Genomic DNA, 19,240 nt, shown 5'->3' on the forward strand with positions numbered 1-19,240 from the left:
AAAGCGGGGGTTCATAAATGGGAAAACTATTTAAGCTTGTGATACCGTGCATGTGTTTAATGACCGTTATTATTTTCGCTAGTAAAATTAGTTATGCATCAAAAAATAAAAGTGAATCGGTACAATCGATCGCATTAAAAGATTATCAATATAGTAAGGGAAGTTCTTCTGAAAATTTAAGCTTTGAAAAAATAACAACATCTCCATTTTCGTTACCAATCTATGAAACAATTCCAGCACAGCAAATTTTAAATAGCTCTGAATTTAAGCATTTACTATTACCAACAAATGAAAAGTTGTGGTTTATTATGAAGGGTGAGCAGCCAGAAGGAATGATTGTTGCGAATGATATTGAACCGATTCGAACGGGCGGAGAAAATAGAAGTAAAGATTTATATGGATTATATACAGCAATAAAGAATAATACAAATGAAACAAAAGATATTAGTTATTTCGAATTTGAAGGGCAAGGAATATTGGTAGTAAATCAAAATAATGATCAAGAAATATACCTTAGTAAAGGTGCCGCTGCCATATTAAAACTTCCTGCTGGTCAAAAAGTATTGAGCAGTGAAGTAATACAGAAAATGAAAGAGAGAATTGTAACTGCTTTTGAATAGTTAATTATAAACTGAATAAATATATATGTATTTAGTATGAAATTTCATGTACTGTATTATTTTCAAAAATAATACAGTACATGGTATAAAAAGGATAACAAGAGAAAAGAGTGTAAGATATTATGAAAAATGATGATTATAGTAGGAAGAGTTGATTCTTACTTGTTTTGTATAGAGTTCGATTCAAATTGCACTTCACATTTAAAATATTTAAATAATTCAAACAGAAAAGCTTGACCTTCACACTATGTAAAGGTTTACAGTAAGACAGAAAAGGAGGTTAAGAAATGAAAAAAATAACGAATTTGTGTATGAGTGCTATACTAACCACATCTATTTTCGGTGGTTATGCTCTAGGGAAGGGGATTGAGAAAGTTCAGGCGAAGGAAATTGAAAAAACGCAAAGAAAAGATATGAAGAAAGTAGAGGTGCGAAAACAAGTAGGAAAGTATACAATGCCAGATGAAAAAAGCAAACATGAAGGAACATGGCTACAATGGCCTCATGAATTTACATATGGGCAAAAATATCAGCAAGAAGTAGAGCCAATTTGGATTCAAATGACAAATGCTTTAAGCAAAGGCGAAAAAGTTCATATTGTTGCATATGATCAAGAAGAAAAAGAAAGAATTACTGAGGTTTTAATAGATCACGGGGTGAATATGGGAAAAATTGATTTCTTTATCGCACCTACTGACGATGTATGGACAAGAGATACTGGACCAATTTTTGTTTATGATAATGACAAAAATCTAAAGATATTAGACCCGGGATTTAATGGATGGGGAAAGAAAACACCATATAAGAAAGATGCTCATCTTCGTGAGAATCTTAGCAAACAGTTAGGTATTGAAAGAATTGATTGGAATAAATTTGTTCTTGAAGGTGGCGCATTTGAATTAGATGGTAATGGAACTGCTTTACTAACTAGAAGTGCTGTGACGAATAAAAATAGAAACGCTAAATTGTCAGAAAAAGATATTGAAAAATATATTAGTGACCTTGGGGTAACAAATTTTATTTGGTTAGATGGAGTACCTAACTTAGATATTACTGATTTTCATATTGATGGATTTGCAAAATTCCACGATAAATCTACTATTATAACATTAAACAAAAAAGATTTAGCTGAATGGGGAACGTCTGATAAAGATATTAACAAGTTGTTGCAGGCAAAAGATGCTGAGGGTAATAAGTACAAGTATGTATATCTGCCGCTAAGCAAGAATAATGTTACATTAGAAAACGGAAAGCAACTCGATTATAAAGGTTCATATATTAATTATTATATAGCGAATCAAGTTATCTTAGTTCCTAACTATAATGATCCTAATGATAAAATAGCAAATGAGATGATTCAAAAACTTTATCCTGATCGTAAAGTTGTGGGGGTTGATGTAAGAGAGCTTTATAAAAATGGTGGTATGATCCATTGTATTACTCAACAACAACCAATTAATTTAAAATAATATATTTATAGTGTTCAGTGGAGTTTTCTATTTTTTATGAAAACCTGTTTATCTATAGGATAGGTAAAGATGCGATGGCATTTTTACCTATTTTATTGTAATTTTTATGAGTTAAGTATACCTTTCCTATAAACTGAAGAAACCCACCCTTTTTGAAAAGAGCTTAATCAAAATGGATGGACTTTCTACATTAAAAGCTATACTTGCTGTTGCAGAAGAAACATTGTCTAAAGGTATGTTTTTACTTTTTAAAAGTCATTCGAAGCCCTTCAATAAAACATCCAAAGAGTCCTCTATTATTGGGATTTTAAAAGTTTCTGGTACAATCATTCTTACTAAAATATCTAAATACAATCTATATTTTTTCTTTTAGCAATCCATACATGCCCATCACCTTCAGAATTACCTTAAATAATAAAAGTTCAGCGACTTTTCTGTTTTTATTTGTAAATGAACACATTATACTTGGCCAATTATTGTGCAACCTTTTCGAATAAATGATTTTCTTTATTTGAAAATAAGGGTGCATCTATAAAACCATAATGATAAACTAAAATACCTAATTCCACTCTAGAATTAATATGCCATTTTTCTTTAATATGATTAATTATCGTTGAAATTCTTCGAGGGGTAACATATATTTTTTTTGAAATTTCTACATCTGTAAATCCTTTTGCTACATAAATAGCCACTTCTAACTCTCTTTCGGTCAACATTCTTTTCATAAAATACGCTCCTTCGAAATTATCTATATAAAAATCAAAAGAAACTATTAAAAGAAATAAAGGTGAAAAACCATATTTATTTTAATCTGGCTATTTGCGGGTAGTAAGACTCCCACCTCAAAATTTAGATGTGGCAAAGAAGTCGGACTCCCTGTAAAAGCCTATCTGGAGTGGACTAATAATCAGTGATGATGAATAAAACTCCCATTGATTATTAGTGAACCATATTTTAATAATTTCTCGTATTGTGATACAAGTTTGTAAAAGAAACTATAAATCCATATAATTAGTAATTGTAACTATATTAATTTTACATTACATTAAAAGTTGGAAAATATTCTTATACTCATAAAGTGTTACATTTGAGGGAGGAAAGATGGAATTCTACAATTTTGGTATTATTATTAAAGAACTTAGAAAGAAAAAAAACATGTCACAATCTGAATTATGTCATGGAATATGTTCACAAAGCCAAATTAGTAAGATAGAAAAAGGTATTATTTATCCATCTAGCATATTGTTGTATCAATTATCTGAAAGACTTGGTATTGATCCAAATTATATATTTGCGCTAACGAAAAACAAAAAAATAAAATATATTGAAAATGTAAAATGTGTAATGAGAGATTGTGTGAAACAAAAAGAATATAATGAGCTTTACGAAATAGTGAAAAAAGAGAAAAACGAAAATAATTTCCAATCAAAAGAAGATAGACAATTTCTATTATGGCATGAAGCGATTGCTATATATTATGTAAATGGAGCAACAATTAATGCTTTTGACATTTTAAATAGAGCACTAAAACAAACCTTAAGTAGTAGTAACTTTTTATCAGAAAAAGAAATAAGCATAATGAATTCAATTGCTATAATACATGCAGAAAATGAAGACTATGAGAAAAGCATAAATATATTAAAACAAAGTTTAATTAATTTTAATAAGATAGAATTCCCTAGAGAAAAAGAAATCAAATTAAGACTCATTCATACGTTAACAAAATGTTTACACCTTGCAAATCAATATGAAGAAGCAATAAAGTATAGTGAAATAGGCATAAAATTAGCTATAAATATGAATACTTTATACTTATTAGGTGAATTGTTTTTTGAAAAAGGTGCAATTTTATTAAAAGTTCAGCACTCTAATGAAGTTGGTTTAACATACATAAAAAAGGCATTATTTATATTTGAATTAACAGAAAGAAAACAATATATAAAAATGATCAAGGATAAATATATTAAAAATCAAGAATAAACAAGAAATAATTCTAACATAAGTTATTCCTAATTGGTATTTATTCCTAAAAAAAGTGCTGTAATACGAACTATTCCTAATTGTTGTTTATTGCTAAAATAAGTACCGTAATATTAGATAAAAATAAAGGGTGGCATTTTATGAAAACAAGAGGGAGTACTCGTAGAGCAGATAGCATGGGGCGTATTGTTATTCCAATGGAAATAAGACGGAGTTTAGGAATTGTAGAAAAAGATTCTCTTGAAATGTTTATAGAAGAGGACCAGATTATTTTACGAAAATATCAATCACCAAGAGCTTGTGCACTTACAGGGGATATTTCAGACAGCAATATTTCGTTAGCGAATGGGAAGATTATTGTAAGTCCAAACGGGATGGAACTGTTAATAAAGAAGTTACAGCAATATCTTTTAAAATAAAAGGTAAGTAAGAAATTTAAAATAGAATATACTTGGAAAAAGGTCCTCTATTACCATTTAGGGGACCTTTTTATTGTTATCAATAAAATTGAGAGGCCGTAGTTGGTTCAATGAAATACGAATTACCTTATAAATAGTCTGACTATTTTTTATAAAAAAACTATTGATTTACATTTTTTGGTTTCGTGTTATATTTTTAGTGTTAACATATTTATATTGAAAATTCTGATTTTAAACTCAGGAAAACTTTAGAAAATGAAATACTCTTACTTGAATTGAAAATCATATAAACATAGTTTGAAAGTAAAGTATGAAAATGAATCAGATTTTCAAATTAAATTTGCCAATTTAACGGAGATTCGTGGGGGAAATGTGACTAAGAAGAAATCTCTTATACTCCACGTTTTTTATCTGTAAATTGGTAGTTCTAATAGCGTTGAAGAAAAGCAAAGGAGCAAAAAAGAAGTAGGTAGTTCATTTAATAGAAGATATGGTGTGAAAAAATAAAACAACGGAGGTTTTATAATGAATAAAGGAACACTGCAGATTACAGAAATCGAAGAAATTAGCATTCCTAATGTATTGAAGGATAAAATGAAGAATCTAATAGACCATGAATTAAAAACTCATAATCCTTATACTTGTGAACAAGAAATAGCTGCAAGCTTTTCAAGAGAGTGGCTTAATTGTTTGATTGATTATTCAAAGAAAACTTCGAATTCAGACATGAAAAAACTACTACATATGATAAATGTAGCGAATTGTGGTGGGAACGTACCACCTACTCTTATTAAAAATATTCCATGTGATCCTATGGAAACCCTATTACCTGGGGAAAATCGCAAAGGTTTTAATTATGGTGAAGACGAACACGATAGAATGAAAAAATATTTTTATGCAGAATGGGTCACATGGCTTTTTGCCACACTTTTTAATTATGATGCTTTAATTCACCCATCCGAACATGCAGGGAAAAATAGATTTCACCTCATTTCCCCTTTGAACAACGATGAAGTTTTGCGAAATGTCGGTGCAAGCACCGGTGGCGGAAACTTTTATCAACATAACGATGCCACAGTGTATACAGATATGAAAGACCAATCAGATATTGAAGCAAGATTGAAAACATTCAATACGAATTTAGAAATTGTATCAAATAGACTTAATAAATCCGTAGAACGAATAGTGTCTGAAATTACTTGTGGAAAATTTACTAGAGTTGATGCTCTTTTATTAAAAGGAGTGTTAAATTTAAAAACTCAAACTCATATTGGAACGCCAAAATTACTTCAAAAGCATCTTGAAGAAAATCACTTCAGTAAAGATGATATATTTGCGGTAAGTAAAATGCCTATTGCTCATATCGCAGGAATGGCGGATGGTGAAATATCTGGATTTGTAGGGGAAATAAACCAAATCATATTTTTGGATGATAATGGTGATATTATTGCAACTTGTTTGAATGGAGCAGAAAATAGATTGATTTATGTGGGAGAAAGTGAAGAAGAAAAATTGAAATTTGACATGTTTTTAGAACTCTTACGAACAACGCCCACTTATAAGGTTCCACTTACATCTGAAGATTTATTAATTATCCCAAATTCATACTATGGTAAACAAACAAATGTAACTCATGGTAGGGAAAGGTTATCTGAGGAAGAATATAAAATCCCGATTGGAGATAATAAGTACGGAAGAAGAATTGTTTGCAGGCAGTACGTTTCCAGCCGATTACGTGATCAGAAAGAAAGTTACTTTACAGATATCATTAACTAGTTTAAAGAGAGGAGGGGCGATGGGGAGGTTTGGGTTATAATAGCTCAAGCCTGCCCCTATTCTTTGTATGGATTTTACTATTGAATTACTCATACTACTATTTTTAGTAGCTGTATTAGCAGGATGGATAGATACAATTGCTGGGGGCGGTGGTATGATAACTATCCCGATAATGTTATTAGTAGGTATGTCTCCTTCTGTAGCGATAGCAACTAATAAACTACAAGGGAGTAGCGGAACCCTCATGGCAACAATGATTTTTATTAAGAAGAAAGAAATTAATCTCAAAGATATGCGTTTGTCCATCTTAATGACCTTTTTGGGATCCGTTTTCGGTGGATGGCTTGTTTTACAGATACGGGCAGAATATCTAATCATGATATTACCTTTTTTACTTATTATTATTGGTCTTTATTTTCTATTATCTCCAAATATAGCAAACGAAGATCGACCGAGAAAAATAAGTATGTTGTTGTTTGCGTTAACAGTGGCTCCGTTACTTGGATTTTATGATGGTTTCTTCGGCCCTGGAACAGGTAGCTTGATTGCTTTAGCGTTCATTCTCTTATGTGGATATAGTGCTACAAGAGCAACTGCAAATGCTAAGATCTTGAATTTTACAAGTAATTTCGCTGCTTTGTTATATTTTATTATTTTTGGCCAAATCGATTGGACAATTGGGTTGATTATGATGCTTGGTCAAATTATAGGATCATATATTGGAGCGAAGATGGTGCTTACAAAAGGGACGTCATTAATACGACCAATAGTGGTTATTGTTTGCTTTGTCATGGCAATTAAAATTTTTTTACAAAATATAAACTAAATGTAATCAATATATTATTTGTATCAAAGTTAGAGTGTTTTCATGTTCTTATTGCAGTATTACGCTGTTTAAGTTGTGTTCAAAATTACACAATTTGACTAGTGTAATGTATTGCGTTATGCTTTTTTTAGTATAAAAGAAAGGCTTGAAGATAATGATTCGTCGTTTGAGAAAGCTAAAAAATGTAGCAGTCGTATTAAGCTTCTAAGTAAATTACAAAATATATAATACTTAGAAGCGAGGAATAAAGTTATGAAGTATCCATTATTTAATCATTGGTCAGAAACAAAGTATATAAAAGATATAGTAACAAATCCACTCATTGAAGTAGGAGAGTACTCCTATTATTCAGGCTATTATAGTCATCAAAATTTTGAAGATGGCTGTGTAAGGTATTTGTGGGGGGATGCTAAGTCTCAAGCACTTTTCAATCCAATTGAACAGATGGGATGGCATCTTGATAAACTCATTATTGGGAATTATGTTTGCATTGCAAGTGGAGTAGTCATTTTAATGGGTGGTAACCATAATCATCACTCAGAATGGATTACAGTATATCCATTCGCTGAGCAAATTGAACAATCATATGAACCTAAGGGTGATACAGTCATAAAAAGTGATGCTTGGATTGGAATGAATGCTATAATAATGCCTGGCGTTACTATTGGTGAAGGGGCAATTGTTGCTGCAGGATCTGTCGTAAGTAAAGATGTTCCGCCGTATACAATAGTTGGTGGAAATCCTGCTAAGGAAATAAAGAAACGATTCACTGATACAGAAATAAACATGTTAATGGAAATGCGTTGGTTTGATTGGGATAGGAAATTGATTGAGAAGGCAATTCCGCTGTTATCTAGTCCATCCATCGAACCATTATTTGCTTTTTATAAAAATGAAGTGAAAAATAAATAAATCAGTTAGAAAAACTACATCCAGTATAGGGTGTAGTTTTTTTATTACAAAAAACTAATAGTTTAGACTAAAGAAAATTCATCTCTAATATAAGTCTAGCAAATAGCTGAATTGAGTAATTAAAATCCTTGATAGCTAATAAAGCATTAACGGGCAGTAAGACCCCAACTGATTAAAGTTTCACTTTATTTTTTGTAAATATGGAACAAATGTAGTATCTAGATTGTCTATTAATTGTAATCCTAAAAAATATGAAAGTGCGAATCATTTTGAAAAATATAAGGGGATTAAAAATAGGGATATGTGTGGGAATACAAAGTATCAGGGCATCTAAAAGTGTCGGATGAGATGGTCTATATGAAAGCGATTCTAATGTCTTATATGTATATACAATTTGAGAACACTGTCTGTTTTTTTGAGATTATGTTAGAATAACGCTTTTTTGAGTACAAAGATATTGGAGGTAACAGAAGTGAAAGGTATGCTTTGCAAGAGATTTATTGCAATAGTAACAGTGCTTACACTATTTTGTAGCATGTTCGTTACATTTGGAAGAGCAGCGGCGGAAACAGCTTCTGCTATAGAGGTTGAAGCAGGATCAGCAATTTTAATAGAAGCAAATTCCGGGAAAATTTTATATGAAAAAAATGCAGATGAATCATTGGCAATTGCTAGTATGACAAAAATGATGAGCGAATACTTAGTTCATGAAGCGGTGGATAAAGGAAAACTTAAATGGGATCAAAAAGTTAAAATCTCTGAATATGCACATAAGATTTCGCAAGATCGTTCATTATCAAACGTTCCATTAGAAAATGGTGGCTCTTATACAGTAAAAGAGTTATATGAGGCAATGGCAATTTACTCTGCAAACGGTGCAACAATTGCTTTAGTTGAAGAGATTGCTGGTAAAGAAGTCAACTTTGTAAAAATGATGAACGATAAGTCGAAAGAGTTTGGAATGAAAGATTATAAATTTGTAAACTCTACAGGCTTAACAAATCACGATTTAAAAGGATATCATCCAGAAGGGACAACTCTAGACGAGAAAAATAAAATGTCTGCAAGGGATTGTGCAATTTTAGCACAACGTCTTATTCAAGATTTCCCCCAAATATTAAATACAGCAAAAATTCCTAAAAAAACATTCCAAGAGGGTGGTAAATATCCAATTGATATGGCGAACTTTAACTGGATGTTAAAAGGTTTAATTAAGCAATATGAAGGTGTAGATGGTTTGAAAACAGGAACGACTCCAGAAGCGGGAGATTGTTTCACTGGTACAGTAGAAAGAAATGGTATGCGCCTAATTTCTGTAGTGATAAAAGCAAAATCTCATACGGCACGTTTTGATGAAACAAAGAAATTATACGATTATGGATTTGCGAATTTTGAAGTGAAGAATGTCTACAGAAAAGATTCAGTAGTAAAAGGGCATGAAACAGTGCGAGTAGCAAATGCAAAAGACAAAGATGTAGTAGTTCAAACGAAGCAAGCTGTTTCACTTCCAATGCCGAAGGGCAATAAAGACATTTATAAAAAAGAATTTAAAGTATTGAATAAAAAACAAGAAGCGCCTATGAAAAAAGGTGTAACAATTAGTGAAATGATTATCTCGCCTAAAGATAATACAGATCCTGGGTTCTTATCAGGTAAATCGTTACAAATAGATCTTGTAACAAAATCTGATGTGGAACAAGCAAATTGGTTTACACGTTTTATACGTAAAACAGGATCTTTTTTTAGTGGTATGTGGGATAGTGCGATTGATATAGTAAAAAGCTAATTTTATAGGATACAACTAAATATTAGTCTGAAACAAAAGGTTTCAAAGTCTTATAGGTTCTTATGTGCATAGTTTGGAATGAAAGAGTGTATTACTTTTGAAATTTGGTTCTTCGGAACATTTTGTATTTCTATCAAGCTAAAATAAATTTATATCCAAATATCCCTAAAACGCTATTCTTTTTGTAGAAATATACAGAAAGGATGGCGTTTATTATGAATTTTTCGATTTAAAGGATTCGGGTGCAAGGTTAGTTTAATAAAGTTACATGATGAAAAAACACCCACTATTCCATCAATTTACAATAAAAAATTAATATCTGGTACGTATTTCTGTAATTAGATTGTATCCCGCTATTTGCCGGGCAGTAAGACCCCCATCTCAAAATTCAGCGGAAGCAAGGAAGTTAGGTGGGGGCCCTGCTGCCCGTAAACGCCCGATTGGCGAGGGCTGATTAAAGTTTCACTTTATAAAAATTTAATAAAATCTTTTCTTTGTATTAAATATTTTGTTTTAAATTATGTATATAAAGAAATGGAGGTCAAATTAACTTTGTACTGCTTATATTAGGAATTTAAAGAAACAATATGTACAATCCACCCACTACATTCTTATAGTGGCCTTTATGAACAGCAAAATTTACAATTTACAAGGAGAACATTTTATGAGTAAGAGAATAAAAGAATTAGATTCCATACGAGGGTTAGCGGCACTTACTGTGGTATTTGGACATTTTTGTTTAATGCTACCATCGTTGCCTAATTCTATTAAATTTTCCCCGCTTAGGTTTTTATGGGCGGGTGGGGAAGCTGTTATCGTTTTTTATGTACTAAGTGGTTTTGTGTTATCTATGGCACTTTATCATTCAAAAACAAATTATTGGGGATATTTAATTAAGAGATTTGTAAGAATCTATATTCCTTATTATTTTTGGATAATCGTTACCTTTGTTTTATTTATTTTATTTTCGTCGTATGAAGTGGTAGGATTACGAGATTGGTTCTATGATAGGTGGCAAGGGTCTATAACAAAATTAGATATTCTAAACCACTTTGTGCTTCTTAATAACTTTTTTACGGAAAATTATAATCCAGTTATTTGGTCATTGGCTCAAGAAATGCGTATATCTATTGTGTTTCCTTTGTTATTCCTTCTTTTTTATAAACTGAATTGGAAGAAAACGATACTATTTGCATTGAGCTTTTCTTTAATTAGTGTTGTTCTTAATATGTTGCATATTGGGAAAGCTGAAGGATTTTATAATGGTTATGCTGATACACTGCATTTTACATCTATGTTTATGGTTGGAATGTTACTTTTTAAGTATCAGGAAAAACTTATCTACTCATATAGGAACATGAAAAAATTTAAAAAAGGATTTCTTATTGCATTAGGGATTATTCTATATTTATATTCCATTTTAATTTATGGTTTTTCCCGTAATGATACAACTTTCTTATTAAAAGATTGGGGTGTCGTAATGGGGGTTAGTATATTTATTATAATGGCTATGAGTAACCTAAAAGTAAAAGCATTTTTAAATAAGAGTGTATTTGTATATTTAGGAGAAATTTCATACAGTATCTATTTGTGTCATTTTCCAATCATGATGGTATTATTTAAACTTTTGTATACAAAGATACCTATCTTTTTCCTTCTTACTTTGTGCATTGCAATGACACTACTTTTTTCTATAGTTTCATATCATTTAATCGAAAAGAAATGTATCAACTGGGCAAAACAAAGAACAACAAATTTTTTGAAAAAAGTATAATTACTAGATAGATTTTATTTCTTTAGTAAATATATGAATATGACCGATTCCTAAGTATACTTAGGAATCGGTCAATTTTGGATTCTAAATGTAAATATAGTAAAGTGGAATATAATTGAAATCGAAAACCACTTAGAAATAACAATTACGGTGTGAGCTATTGTATAGTATAGATATGGTTAATAATAAAGGGGGAATACATATGTGGAAGCGATTTGTAGCAATTGGTGATAGTTTTACAGAGGGGATAGGGGATAAAGTTGAGGGAATTGCATTAAAAAGTTGGGTAGATCATTTTGTTCAACTGTGTGAAAACGATATAGAATATGCCAATTTTGCAAAGCGTGGGTTAGTAACTAAAGAAATTCGCTCGCAGCAATTGGAAAAGGCGTTAACTTTTAATCCAGATTTGGTTAGTCTCATTGCAGGGGCAAACGATGTTTTAAAAGGACGTTGGAATCATGATGCATATAAGAACGATATGGAATTTATGATAAATACATTAAGTAAAGCAGGGGCTGATATTATTATAGCAAACCTTCCAGATTTTACAGTTAGGCTTCCTTTTGCTTCTGAAAAAAAACAAGTAATAAAAGAACAATTATTAGAGGTAAATGAAGTTATATATTCACTGAGCAGAGAGTATAAGCTTCATCATGTTGATTTTTGGAATCATCATTTAGTTAATGACAATACGCTTTGGTCTAAGGATTTAATTCATCCAAACTCAAAAGGATATGTAAAAGTTGCTGAATTAATTTTTAGTAGTTTGCCTGTACAGAAGATAAAATAATAGTTTGCAATTTAACGAATATGATATTAAGTGTATAAAGCTATGTTTTTTAGTAAATAGAAAGAACTAAACATTTAGCAAACAAAGCGTTTCTACGATATATTTCTACAGTAGTGCACAAATACAGAATCACAAAGAAAGATCACTTATGGAAATAGGTGGTCTTTAAATGTTTTTTATAACTAAATTAGTATATACTGTATTACTAACAGTTTCGTACTACATAAAAATTAAGTTCTCTTATAGAAAAACTGATTTTATATTATCTTAAAATATAATAAAACGTTCAAATCATATTTTGGGTATGTATCTTAATTGTGAATGATGTGTAATTTTTTTGAAGTATAAATATCCAATAAATAAAATAGGTAGTAGGTGCAGAAGTATTAATACTATATTATTCAATTCTTGTTATGAGTACATTAGTGATTGGTAATATTATATTTTTATTATCAACTTTAGTTATTGGAATTAATTTGCATAGAAAATATGTAGGATTAGAAAAAATATACTTTATTGTATATTTTTTTTGTTTAGTTGGATTTACGGTCTCTTTAAACTATTATGTTAATAAAATTAAAAAACTTAATTCTTAATACCCTTATGGTTAAAGCTATCTATAAAATGAAAATATAACTAAATAATAGTTTGCTATGATTTGTGGATTTGGTTTTTTATCCGAATTTTCTGATTCAAATATTTCAACTTTATGAATATAGTAGGTGAAATATTTGTGTGATAGTATTTGAGATAGAAAAAAGCCAACTTTAAAAAGGATGTGAATTGAATGTGTAAACGACTGTAAAGGGTTATATTAAGGCAACGTTTAGCTGTTATTAGTGTAAGGTAAAGATATATTTTGTAACAGTTGATATAAAAATGAAGGAATAGGTACGCTTTCGTTTGTCTGACTATTTTAAATATACGAAAAATAATACCGATTTGAGTTTTGACGAAGTTAAATTCTAGGTGAGATGTCAATAATGATTAATTAGGTTTAATAAAGAGGTACCTTATACGCAAAAGCGTTTATATTAGTAACCTAAGGAGCTTGCTTTTATGAAAACTACTGATTCAAAAGGCCTATTAGGAAATAGGGTTTATTTACAAGTTTTCTCTGCCTATTCATTGCTTATGCTTGGTGTTTTTATTGATATGTTAGCGATTATGACTATAGTTGGGTTTGAATGGGAAGTAGATCCTACTATGATTGGATTGATTCCTGTTGCATATGCACTTCCTGGAATTATTTTTGGCTCATGGGCAGGTGTTATTGCGGATCGTTTTAGAAAAATTCCAATTATGATGTTCTGTAATCTAATGGTTGGTCTAATAACAATTGCTCTTTTATTTGTACAAGATATCCACTGGCTCTTAGTGGCATTAATGATTCGTTCCATTTTTATTGTTTTCTATTATCCTGCACAGCAAACACTAACAAGACAGATTGTATCCCCGGACTTGCTTACTAAAGCAGTAAGTATCAACGGAATAGTAGAGCAGGGTACAAAGATAGTAGGCCCACTTATAGGGGGCATGTTGCTGAGCTGGTTTCAACCAGAGTTCTGCCTCATTATAAGAGCTATAAGTTGTTTATTAGCTACCTTAGTTCTGATACCCACAATAAAATTTAAAGAAACTATATCGAAAGAATTTGTTGAAAAGCAAAAACAAAGTACTTGGACCGCTTGGGTACAAGGGTGGGGTTATGTGTTATCTAATCGGATAATATTATCAACCATGATTTTCGTTACAATAGCCATGGCAGTATTACAATTAGTAGACTCACAATTCCCAACTTTATTTAAGAGCTTATTCCCACATGATAAAAGTAAAATGGGATATATCATTTCTATTATTGGTCTTGGCGGAATACTTGGTGCATTACTAACTCAGAAATTAAAACAATTTCAATATGGCTGGGTAGTATGTGGAGGTATGGTTTTAATGGGAATTGGTTTTGGGGGGATTGGTTTGATAACGCCCGGTACGGTCTTCGTTTTAGCTTATTTAATTAGTTTTATCGCTGGTATCGGAAGTGGGCTGATGCTTGTATCTAATCAAGTCATTTTACAAATAGAATCCGATCAAGATCAAGTAGGAAGAGTATTTGGTATACAAAGCAGTTTAACAAACGCAGTTCTAATTATTTCTCCTGCTCTTAGTGGTCCATTAGTGCATTTGTTTGGAGTAACTCAACTCTATGTTTATGGAGGGATTGGGCTTGTTATTATTGGAGTAATTGGAGTTTCACTGCAGAAATATTTATGGGCTAAACATAAACACGAACCTATAAGAGCAAATAATTTTTGAAGGGAAGATTTTTATGACCAATGAGGAATGCTATCCATTAAGCCATCCGCAGCGAAGAATATGGTATACAGAAGTCGTTCATTCTGATAAAGGAATATGTAATTTAAGATTTTTATTTAAACTTCATCGAAAAATGAATTATTCAAAATTAAACCAAGTTGTGAATCGCGTTATCAGTGAAAATGACGGTCTGTGCATTAGGTTAAAAGAAAATGGGCATCAGGAACCGAAACAATATTTTACTAAACATGAAGAACAAGAATTTGAGTTTTTTGATTTCAGTAATGTGGAGAATACAAATTTGCTTGAGGAATGGATTGAGCAGAAAACAAAAGAAACGTTTACATTATTTAATTCAAATTTATACTATTTCGCTTTAATAAAATTAAACGATAATGAATGTGCAGTCTTTGGAAATGTTCATCATATTATTATGGATGGTTTATCAATTCAAATATTTACTGAGCAGATTGCAAAATATTATTATGACATGCATAACGAGAATGAGGAAGGCGAAATTAAAAATTCATATGTTCAATTTCTGACCAACGAACAAACATACTTGAATAGTAGTCGCTTTCAAAAAGATCAAAAGTTTTGGTTAGAGGAATTTAAAACACTGCCATCTGTGACTGGATTGAAGCCTTATAATACGTACCAAGTTAGTACAAAAGCATCACGTGAGACGTTTATATTAACGGAACATTTGAAGAGAAAGACAGAAAAATTTTCTGAAGATTACAAAATTAGTTTATATACTCTTTTTGTTGCTGCTTTCTCGTTGTCCATGTATCGGTGGACCTCATCGCTTGATATTGGTTTAGGAATGGCTTACGGCAATCGTATGACTAAAATGGAACGAAAATTGATTGGAATGATGGTGAGTACAGTTCCTTTAAGGATGGATATTGATCCAGAAGAAGAAGTACTTTCATTTATTAGTAGGGTGTCCAGAAAACAAAGTAAATCATTGAGACACCAGAAATATCCATTTGATTTGTTATTAAAGCAGATTAATAAAGAGAATAACAGTAATGTGAGACTTTTCGGAACTACGATTGATTATAGGGATCGTGATGAAAGTGGTGACTCACTATGGATTCCAAACCGTGAAGAAGTACAAGATTTTGCAGTGCATATTGAAAATCTAATTGATATAGACTCTTTACATGTACATATTGATTATCGTGAGGAGCTATTTTCTAAGGAAGAGATAGAACGATTTTTTAACGTTATGCTAGTGATACTAGAAAATACTTTTGAAAACCCAAAGCAGAAGGTGGCTGAAATAGAAATCATTTCTGAGGAAGATAAAAGAAAAAGTTTAGTTGAGTTCAACAATCCTAAACTGGATGTCCCACCTCAAGTAACTATTCATGAAATGTTCGAACGGCAAGCGATGATTTATCCAAATTCTATTGCAGTTACGTATGAAAAAGAAAAAATTACTTATAAGGAGCTTAATGAACGTGCAAACCAGTTAGCTCATTATCTGCAGAAAAAGGGAGTAGGACCTGATACTTTAGTTGGACTGTGCGTTGAACGTTCCCTCGAGATGATTGTAGGTATTTTAGGAATTTTGAAGGCTGGTGGGGCTTATGTTCCACTTGATCCAACATATCCAGAGCAGCGACTTCAATATATTTTAGAAGATGCTAGCATTCAGTTATTCGTAACGCAAGAAAGTTTAAAAGAATTGAACTGGTTACCAGAAAATGTTGAGTCGATTTGCCTGGATCGTGATCAAGATGAGATTGGGAAAGAAAGTAAGACTTTGCCGGTTTCTAATATCGGTCCCCAAAATCTGGCATATGTAATCTATACTTCGGGATCAACGGGAAATCCAAAGGGCGTTATGATAGAGCATTACAATGTTATACGGTTATTTAAATCGACGGATTGTTTGTATCAGTTTAATGAAAAAGATACTTGGACGCTTTTTCATTCGTATGCATTTGATTTCTCAGTATGGGAAATTTGGGGAGCGTTATTATATGGTGGAAAATTAGTTGTTGTTCCGTACTGGATTAGTCGATCACCTAAGGATTTTTATCAATTATTGGTGGAGGAAGAAGTCACAGTTCTAAATCAGACACCTTCCGCATTCCGCCAATTAATACGAGTGTGTGAACAAGAAGATAAGAATAAAAATTTGCAGCTGCGTTACGTGACATTTGGCGGAGAAGCGTTAGAACCTATTGGCTTGTTACCGTGGTTTCAAAGGTATGGGGAGAAAAAACCACAGTTAATTAATATGTATGGAATTACCGAAACTACAGTTCATGTTACATATTATCCAATTACTCTAGATGATGTGCAGCATGCTTCAAGAAGTAATATTGGAAAGCGGATTCCCGATTTAGAAGTGTATATACTAGACGCTTATCAACAACCTGTTCCTATAGGTGTTGATGGTGAACTTTATATTGGTGGAGCAGGATTGGCACGTGGATATTTAAATAGACCTGAATTAACAGCAGAGCGTTTTATATCTCATCCATTTAGTAGTAATCCGAAAGAAAGATTATACCGGACAGGAGACTTAGCTAGGTATTTGCCAGATGGGAATCTAGATTATCGTGGAAGAATTGATCATCAGGTTAAAATACGTGGTTTCAGAATTGAGATTGGGGAAATTGAGTCTACTTTAAATACATATGCATCTGTAACAGAGGCAGTTGTAATTGTAAGAGAAGATCAGCCGGGCGATAAAAGATTAGTAGCATATGTTGTAGGAGATGGAAATGTAGATGCGTGGAGAGAGTATCTTAAAGCGAAACTACCAAGTTATATGGTTCCTTCGGGATTTGTGGCGATGGAAGCTATTCCACTTACAGCTAACGGTAAAGTTGATCGTGAGGCCTTACCTCTGCCAGAGGAAAAGCAGATTAATAGTGAATGTGTTGGCCCTCGGAATAGTAACGAACAGATACTGACTACCATTTGGAAGCGAGTATTAGGTGTTAAAAAGGTGGGAATCTATGATAATTTCTTTGAAATTGGTGGCGACTCGATTCTCAGTATTCAAATCATATCTCAAGCAAGTCAAGTGGGGTTAAAACTTACTCCAAAGCAAATGTTTGAATGCCCAACTATCGCTGAGCTGGCACAAGTGGCTATAGAAACGCAGGGAGTACAAGCGGAGCAGGGAATTGTGATAGGTGATGTGCCTCTTACTCCAATTCAGTGCTGGTTCTTCGAGCAAGAACATCCACATACAGAGCATTGGAATCAATCAATGCTTTTAAGAGTAAAAGAAAGATTGAATGTGAAATTACTAGAGGGAGCGATATTAAATTTACTGAAACATCATGATGCTTTACGTTTCCGGTACGAACAGTTACCAAACGGAACGTGGAGGCAGAGAAATGAAGGGACTGATGAGCTGTCAGTACTCCATGTTGTAAAACGTAATCAAGTTAATGAAAAAGAGTGGAATAAAATAATACAAGAAGAGATGAACATTAATCAAGCTAGTTTCAATTTAGTTACTGGTCCGTTAATGAGAGTAGTGTACTTTGAAGATAACTTGACTGGAAATGATCGAATATTCTGGGTGATTCATCATTTAGTAGTAGATGGAGTGTCATGGAGGATTCTATTGGAAGATTTACAGGTGGTATATAACCAGATGAAACAAGGTCAAGAAGTTCGCTTACCTGCGAAAAGTACATCTTTTAAAGAGTGGTCTGAACGACTCCAGACATACAGTGATTCGGGTATTTCAAAAGAAGTACAAAATTATTGGAATGAACAAGTAGAAAAAGAAACGATGAAAATTCCAATGGACTATCCAATACAAGAAACAACAGAAGAATCGATTGATCAAGTGACGAGGACTCTAGGAATAGAAGAAACACAAACATTGTTATACGAAGTTCTAGTCACTCATAAGACAAGGATTGATGAGGTACTATTAACGGCATTAGGACAAGCTATCGTTGATTGTATAAATCAGCAAACCGTTTCTATTCATCTAGAAGGACACGGAAGAGAAGAGATGATTGAAGGTATTGATTTATCAAGGACAGTGGGCTGGTTCACGAGTATTTATCCCGTTCATCTCAATTTTCAAGGAACTCAGACACCTATTGAAGGGTTAAAGGCTGTCAAAGAACAATTACGTCGAATTCCAAATCGCGGAGTTGACTATGGTATTTTACGTTACTTGAATAAAGGATTACTTCCGTTTTATCAGCAAAAGCCTTCAATAAGCTTTAACTATTTGGGCCAATTTGATCAGGTGTTTTCAAGGGACTCTTTGTTTATGCAAGAGACAGGATTTACATTTTTAGATCATGCTCCAGATTCCAAACCGTCTCATCTAATTGATGTTATCGGAATGGTGAAAGATGAAAAGTTACATTTTATTTGGATGTATAGTAGGGAACAGTTTTCTAAATTAAAAATTCAAGTGATAGCAGATGGTATGTTAAGGCATCTCCGTCAACTTATAAATAAACCAACAACAGAGTCTGCTTTTACGGTATCAGATTTTGCTGATGCAGAGGATCTTACGGAAGAAAGCTTAAGCAAAGTATTACTTAAATTAACAAAAAAGAGGGTGTAAAA

General features: G+C 32.1%; 13 protein-coding genes. 12 read left to right on the top strand and 1 reads right to left on the bottom strand.

Going from position 1 to position 19,240, the window contains the following annotated elements:
- Nucleotides 1-17: 17 nt before the first annotated feature.
- Both AC241_RS12155 and AC241_RS12160 read left to right on the top strand, forming a co-directional pair.
- Nucleotides 18-620 (top strand): hypothetical protein, encoded by a 603-nt coding sequence (locus AC241_RS12155; RefSeq protein ID WP_050843605.1) that lies wholly within the window; start codon nucleotides 18-20, stop codon nucleotides 618-620.
- Nucleotides 621-907: 287 nt separating this feature from the next.
- The gene (locus AC241_RS12160; protein WP_050843608.1) at nucleotides 908-2,089 is read left to right on the top strand and encodes an agmatine deiminase family protein; all 1,182 of its coding nucleotides are present in this window, start codon (nucleotides 908-910) and stop codon (nucleotides 2,087-2,089) included.
- Between the two features lie 473 nt (nucleotides 2,090-2,562).
- On the opposite strand, the gene AC241_RS12170 is transcribed toward AC241_RS12160, so the two are convergent.
- Nucleotides 2,563-2,814, bottom strand: a complete 252-nt coding sequence (locus AC241_RS12170) for a response regulator transcription factor (RefSeq protein ID WP_000827555.1) — start codon at nucleotides 2,812-2,814, stop codon at nucleotides 2,563-2,565.
- 376 nt (nucleotides 2,815-3,190) lie between these two features.
- Here AC241_RS12170 and AC241_RS12175 point away from each other — a divergent pair, with 376 nt between their 5' ends.
- From AC241_RS12175 to AC241_RS12220, 10 genes are all read left to right on the top strand, one after another.
- The gene (locus AC241_RS12175; protein ID WP_050843610.1) at nucleotides 3,191-4,069 is read left to right on the top strand and encodes a helix-turn-helix domain-containing protein; all 879 of its coding nucleotides are present in this window, start codon (nucleotides 3,191-3,193) and stop codon (nucleotides 4,067-4,069) included.
- Nucleotides 4,070-4,209: 140 nt separating this feature from the next.
- The gene (locus AC241_RS12180) at nucleotides 4,210-4,488 is read left to right on the top strand and encodes an AbrB/MazE/SpoVT family DNA-binding domain-containing protein (RefSeq protein WP_016081613.1); all 279 of its coding nucleotides are present in this window, start codon (nucleotides 4,210-4,212) and stop codon (nucleotides 4,486-4,488) included.
- Between the two features lie 525 nt (nucleotides 4,489-5,013).
- Complete coding sequence (locus AC241_RS12185; protein WP_050843613.1) at nucleotides 5,014-6,264, top strand: hypothetical protein; 1,251 nt, start codon at nucleotides 5,014-5,016, stop codon at nucleotides 6,262-6,264.
- Nucleotides 6,265-6,331: 67 nt separating this feature from the next.
- Nucleotides 6,332-7,090, top strand: coding sequence for a TSUP family transporter (locus AC241_RS12190; protein WP_050843615.1), 759 nt, complete (start codon nucleotides 6,332-6,334; stop codon nucleotides 7,088-7,090).
- 252 nt (nucleotides 7,091-7,342) lie between these two features.
- The gene (locus tag AC241_RS12195; RefSeq protein WP_000876934.1) at nucleotides 7,343-8,002 is read left to right on the top strand and encodes a CatB-related O-acetyltransferase; all 660 of its coding nucleotides are present in this window, start codon (nucleotides 7,343-7,345) and stop codon (nucleotides 8,000-8,002) included.
- A 472-nt stretch (nucleotides 8,003-8,474) separates the two neighbouring features.
- A complete protein-coding gene (locus tag AC241_RS12200; RefSeq protein WP_016081610.1) occupies nucleotides 8,475-9,788 on the top strand; it encodes a D-alanyl-D-alanine carboxypeptidase family protein in 1,314 nt (437 codons plus the stop codon).
- A 625-nt stretch (nucleotides 9,789-10,413) separates the two neighbouring features.
- On the top strand, nucleotides 10,414-11,562 hold the full coding sequence (locus tag AC241_RS12205; RefSeq protein WP_080990780.1) for an acyltransferase family protein: 1,149 nt from the start codon (nucleotides 10,414-10,416) through the stop codon (nucleotides 11,560-11,562).
- A 202-nt stretch (nucleotides 11,563-11,764) separates the two neighbouring features.
- A complete protein-coding gene (locus AC241_RS12210; RefSeq protein ID WP_043938099.1) occupies nucleotides 11,765-12,355 on the top strand; it encodes an SGNH/GDSL hydrolase family protein in 591 nt (196 codons plus the stop codon).
- Between the two features lie 1,059 nt (nucleotides 12,356-13,414).
- Complete coding sequence (locus AC241_RS12215; RefSeq protein WP_050843619.1) at nucleotides 13,415-14,668, top strand: MFS transporter; 1,254 nt, start codon at nucleotides 13,415-13,417, stop codon at nucleotides 14,666-14,668.
- A 13-nt stretch (nucleotides 14,669-14,681) separates the two neighbouring features.
- On the top strand, nucleotides 14,682-19,238 hold the full coding sequence (locus AC241_RS12220) for a non-ribosomal peptide synthetase (RefSeq protein ID WP_050843622.1): 4,557 nt from the start codon (nucleotides 14,682-14,684) through the stop codon (nucleotides 19,236-19,238).
- Nucleotides 19,239-19,240 lie beyond the last annotated feature (2 nt).

This window comes from Bacillus thuringiensis, assembly GCF_001182785.1.
GTDB lineage: Bacteria > Bacillota > Bacilli > Bacillales > Bacillaceae_G > Bacillus_A > Bacillus_A thuringiensis_S.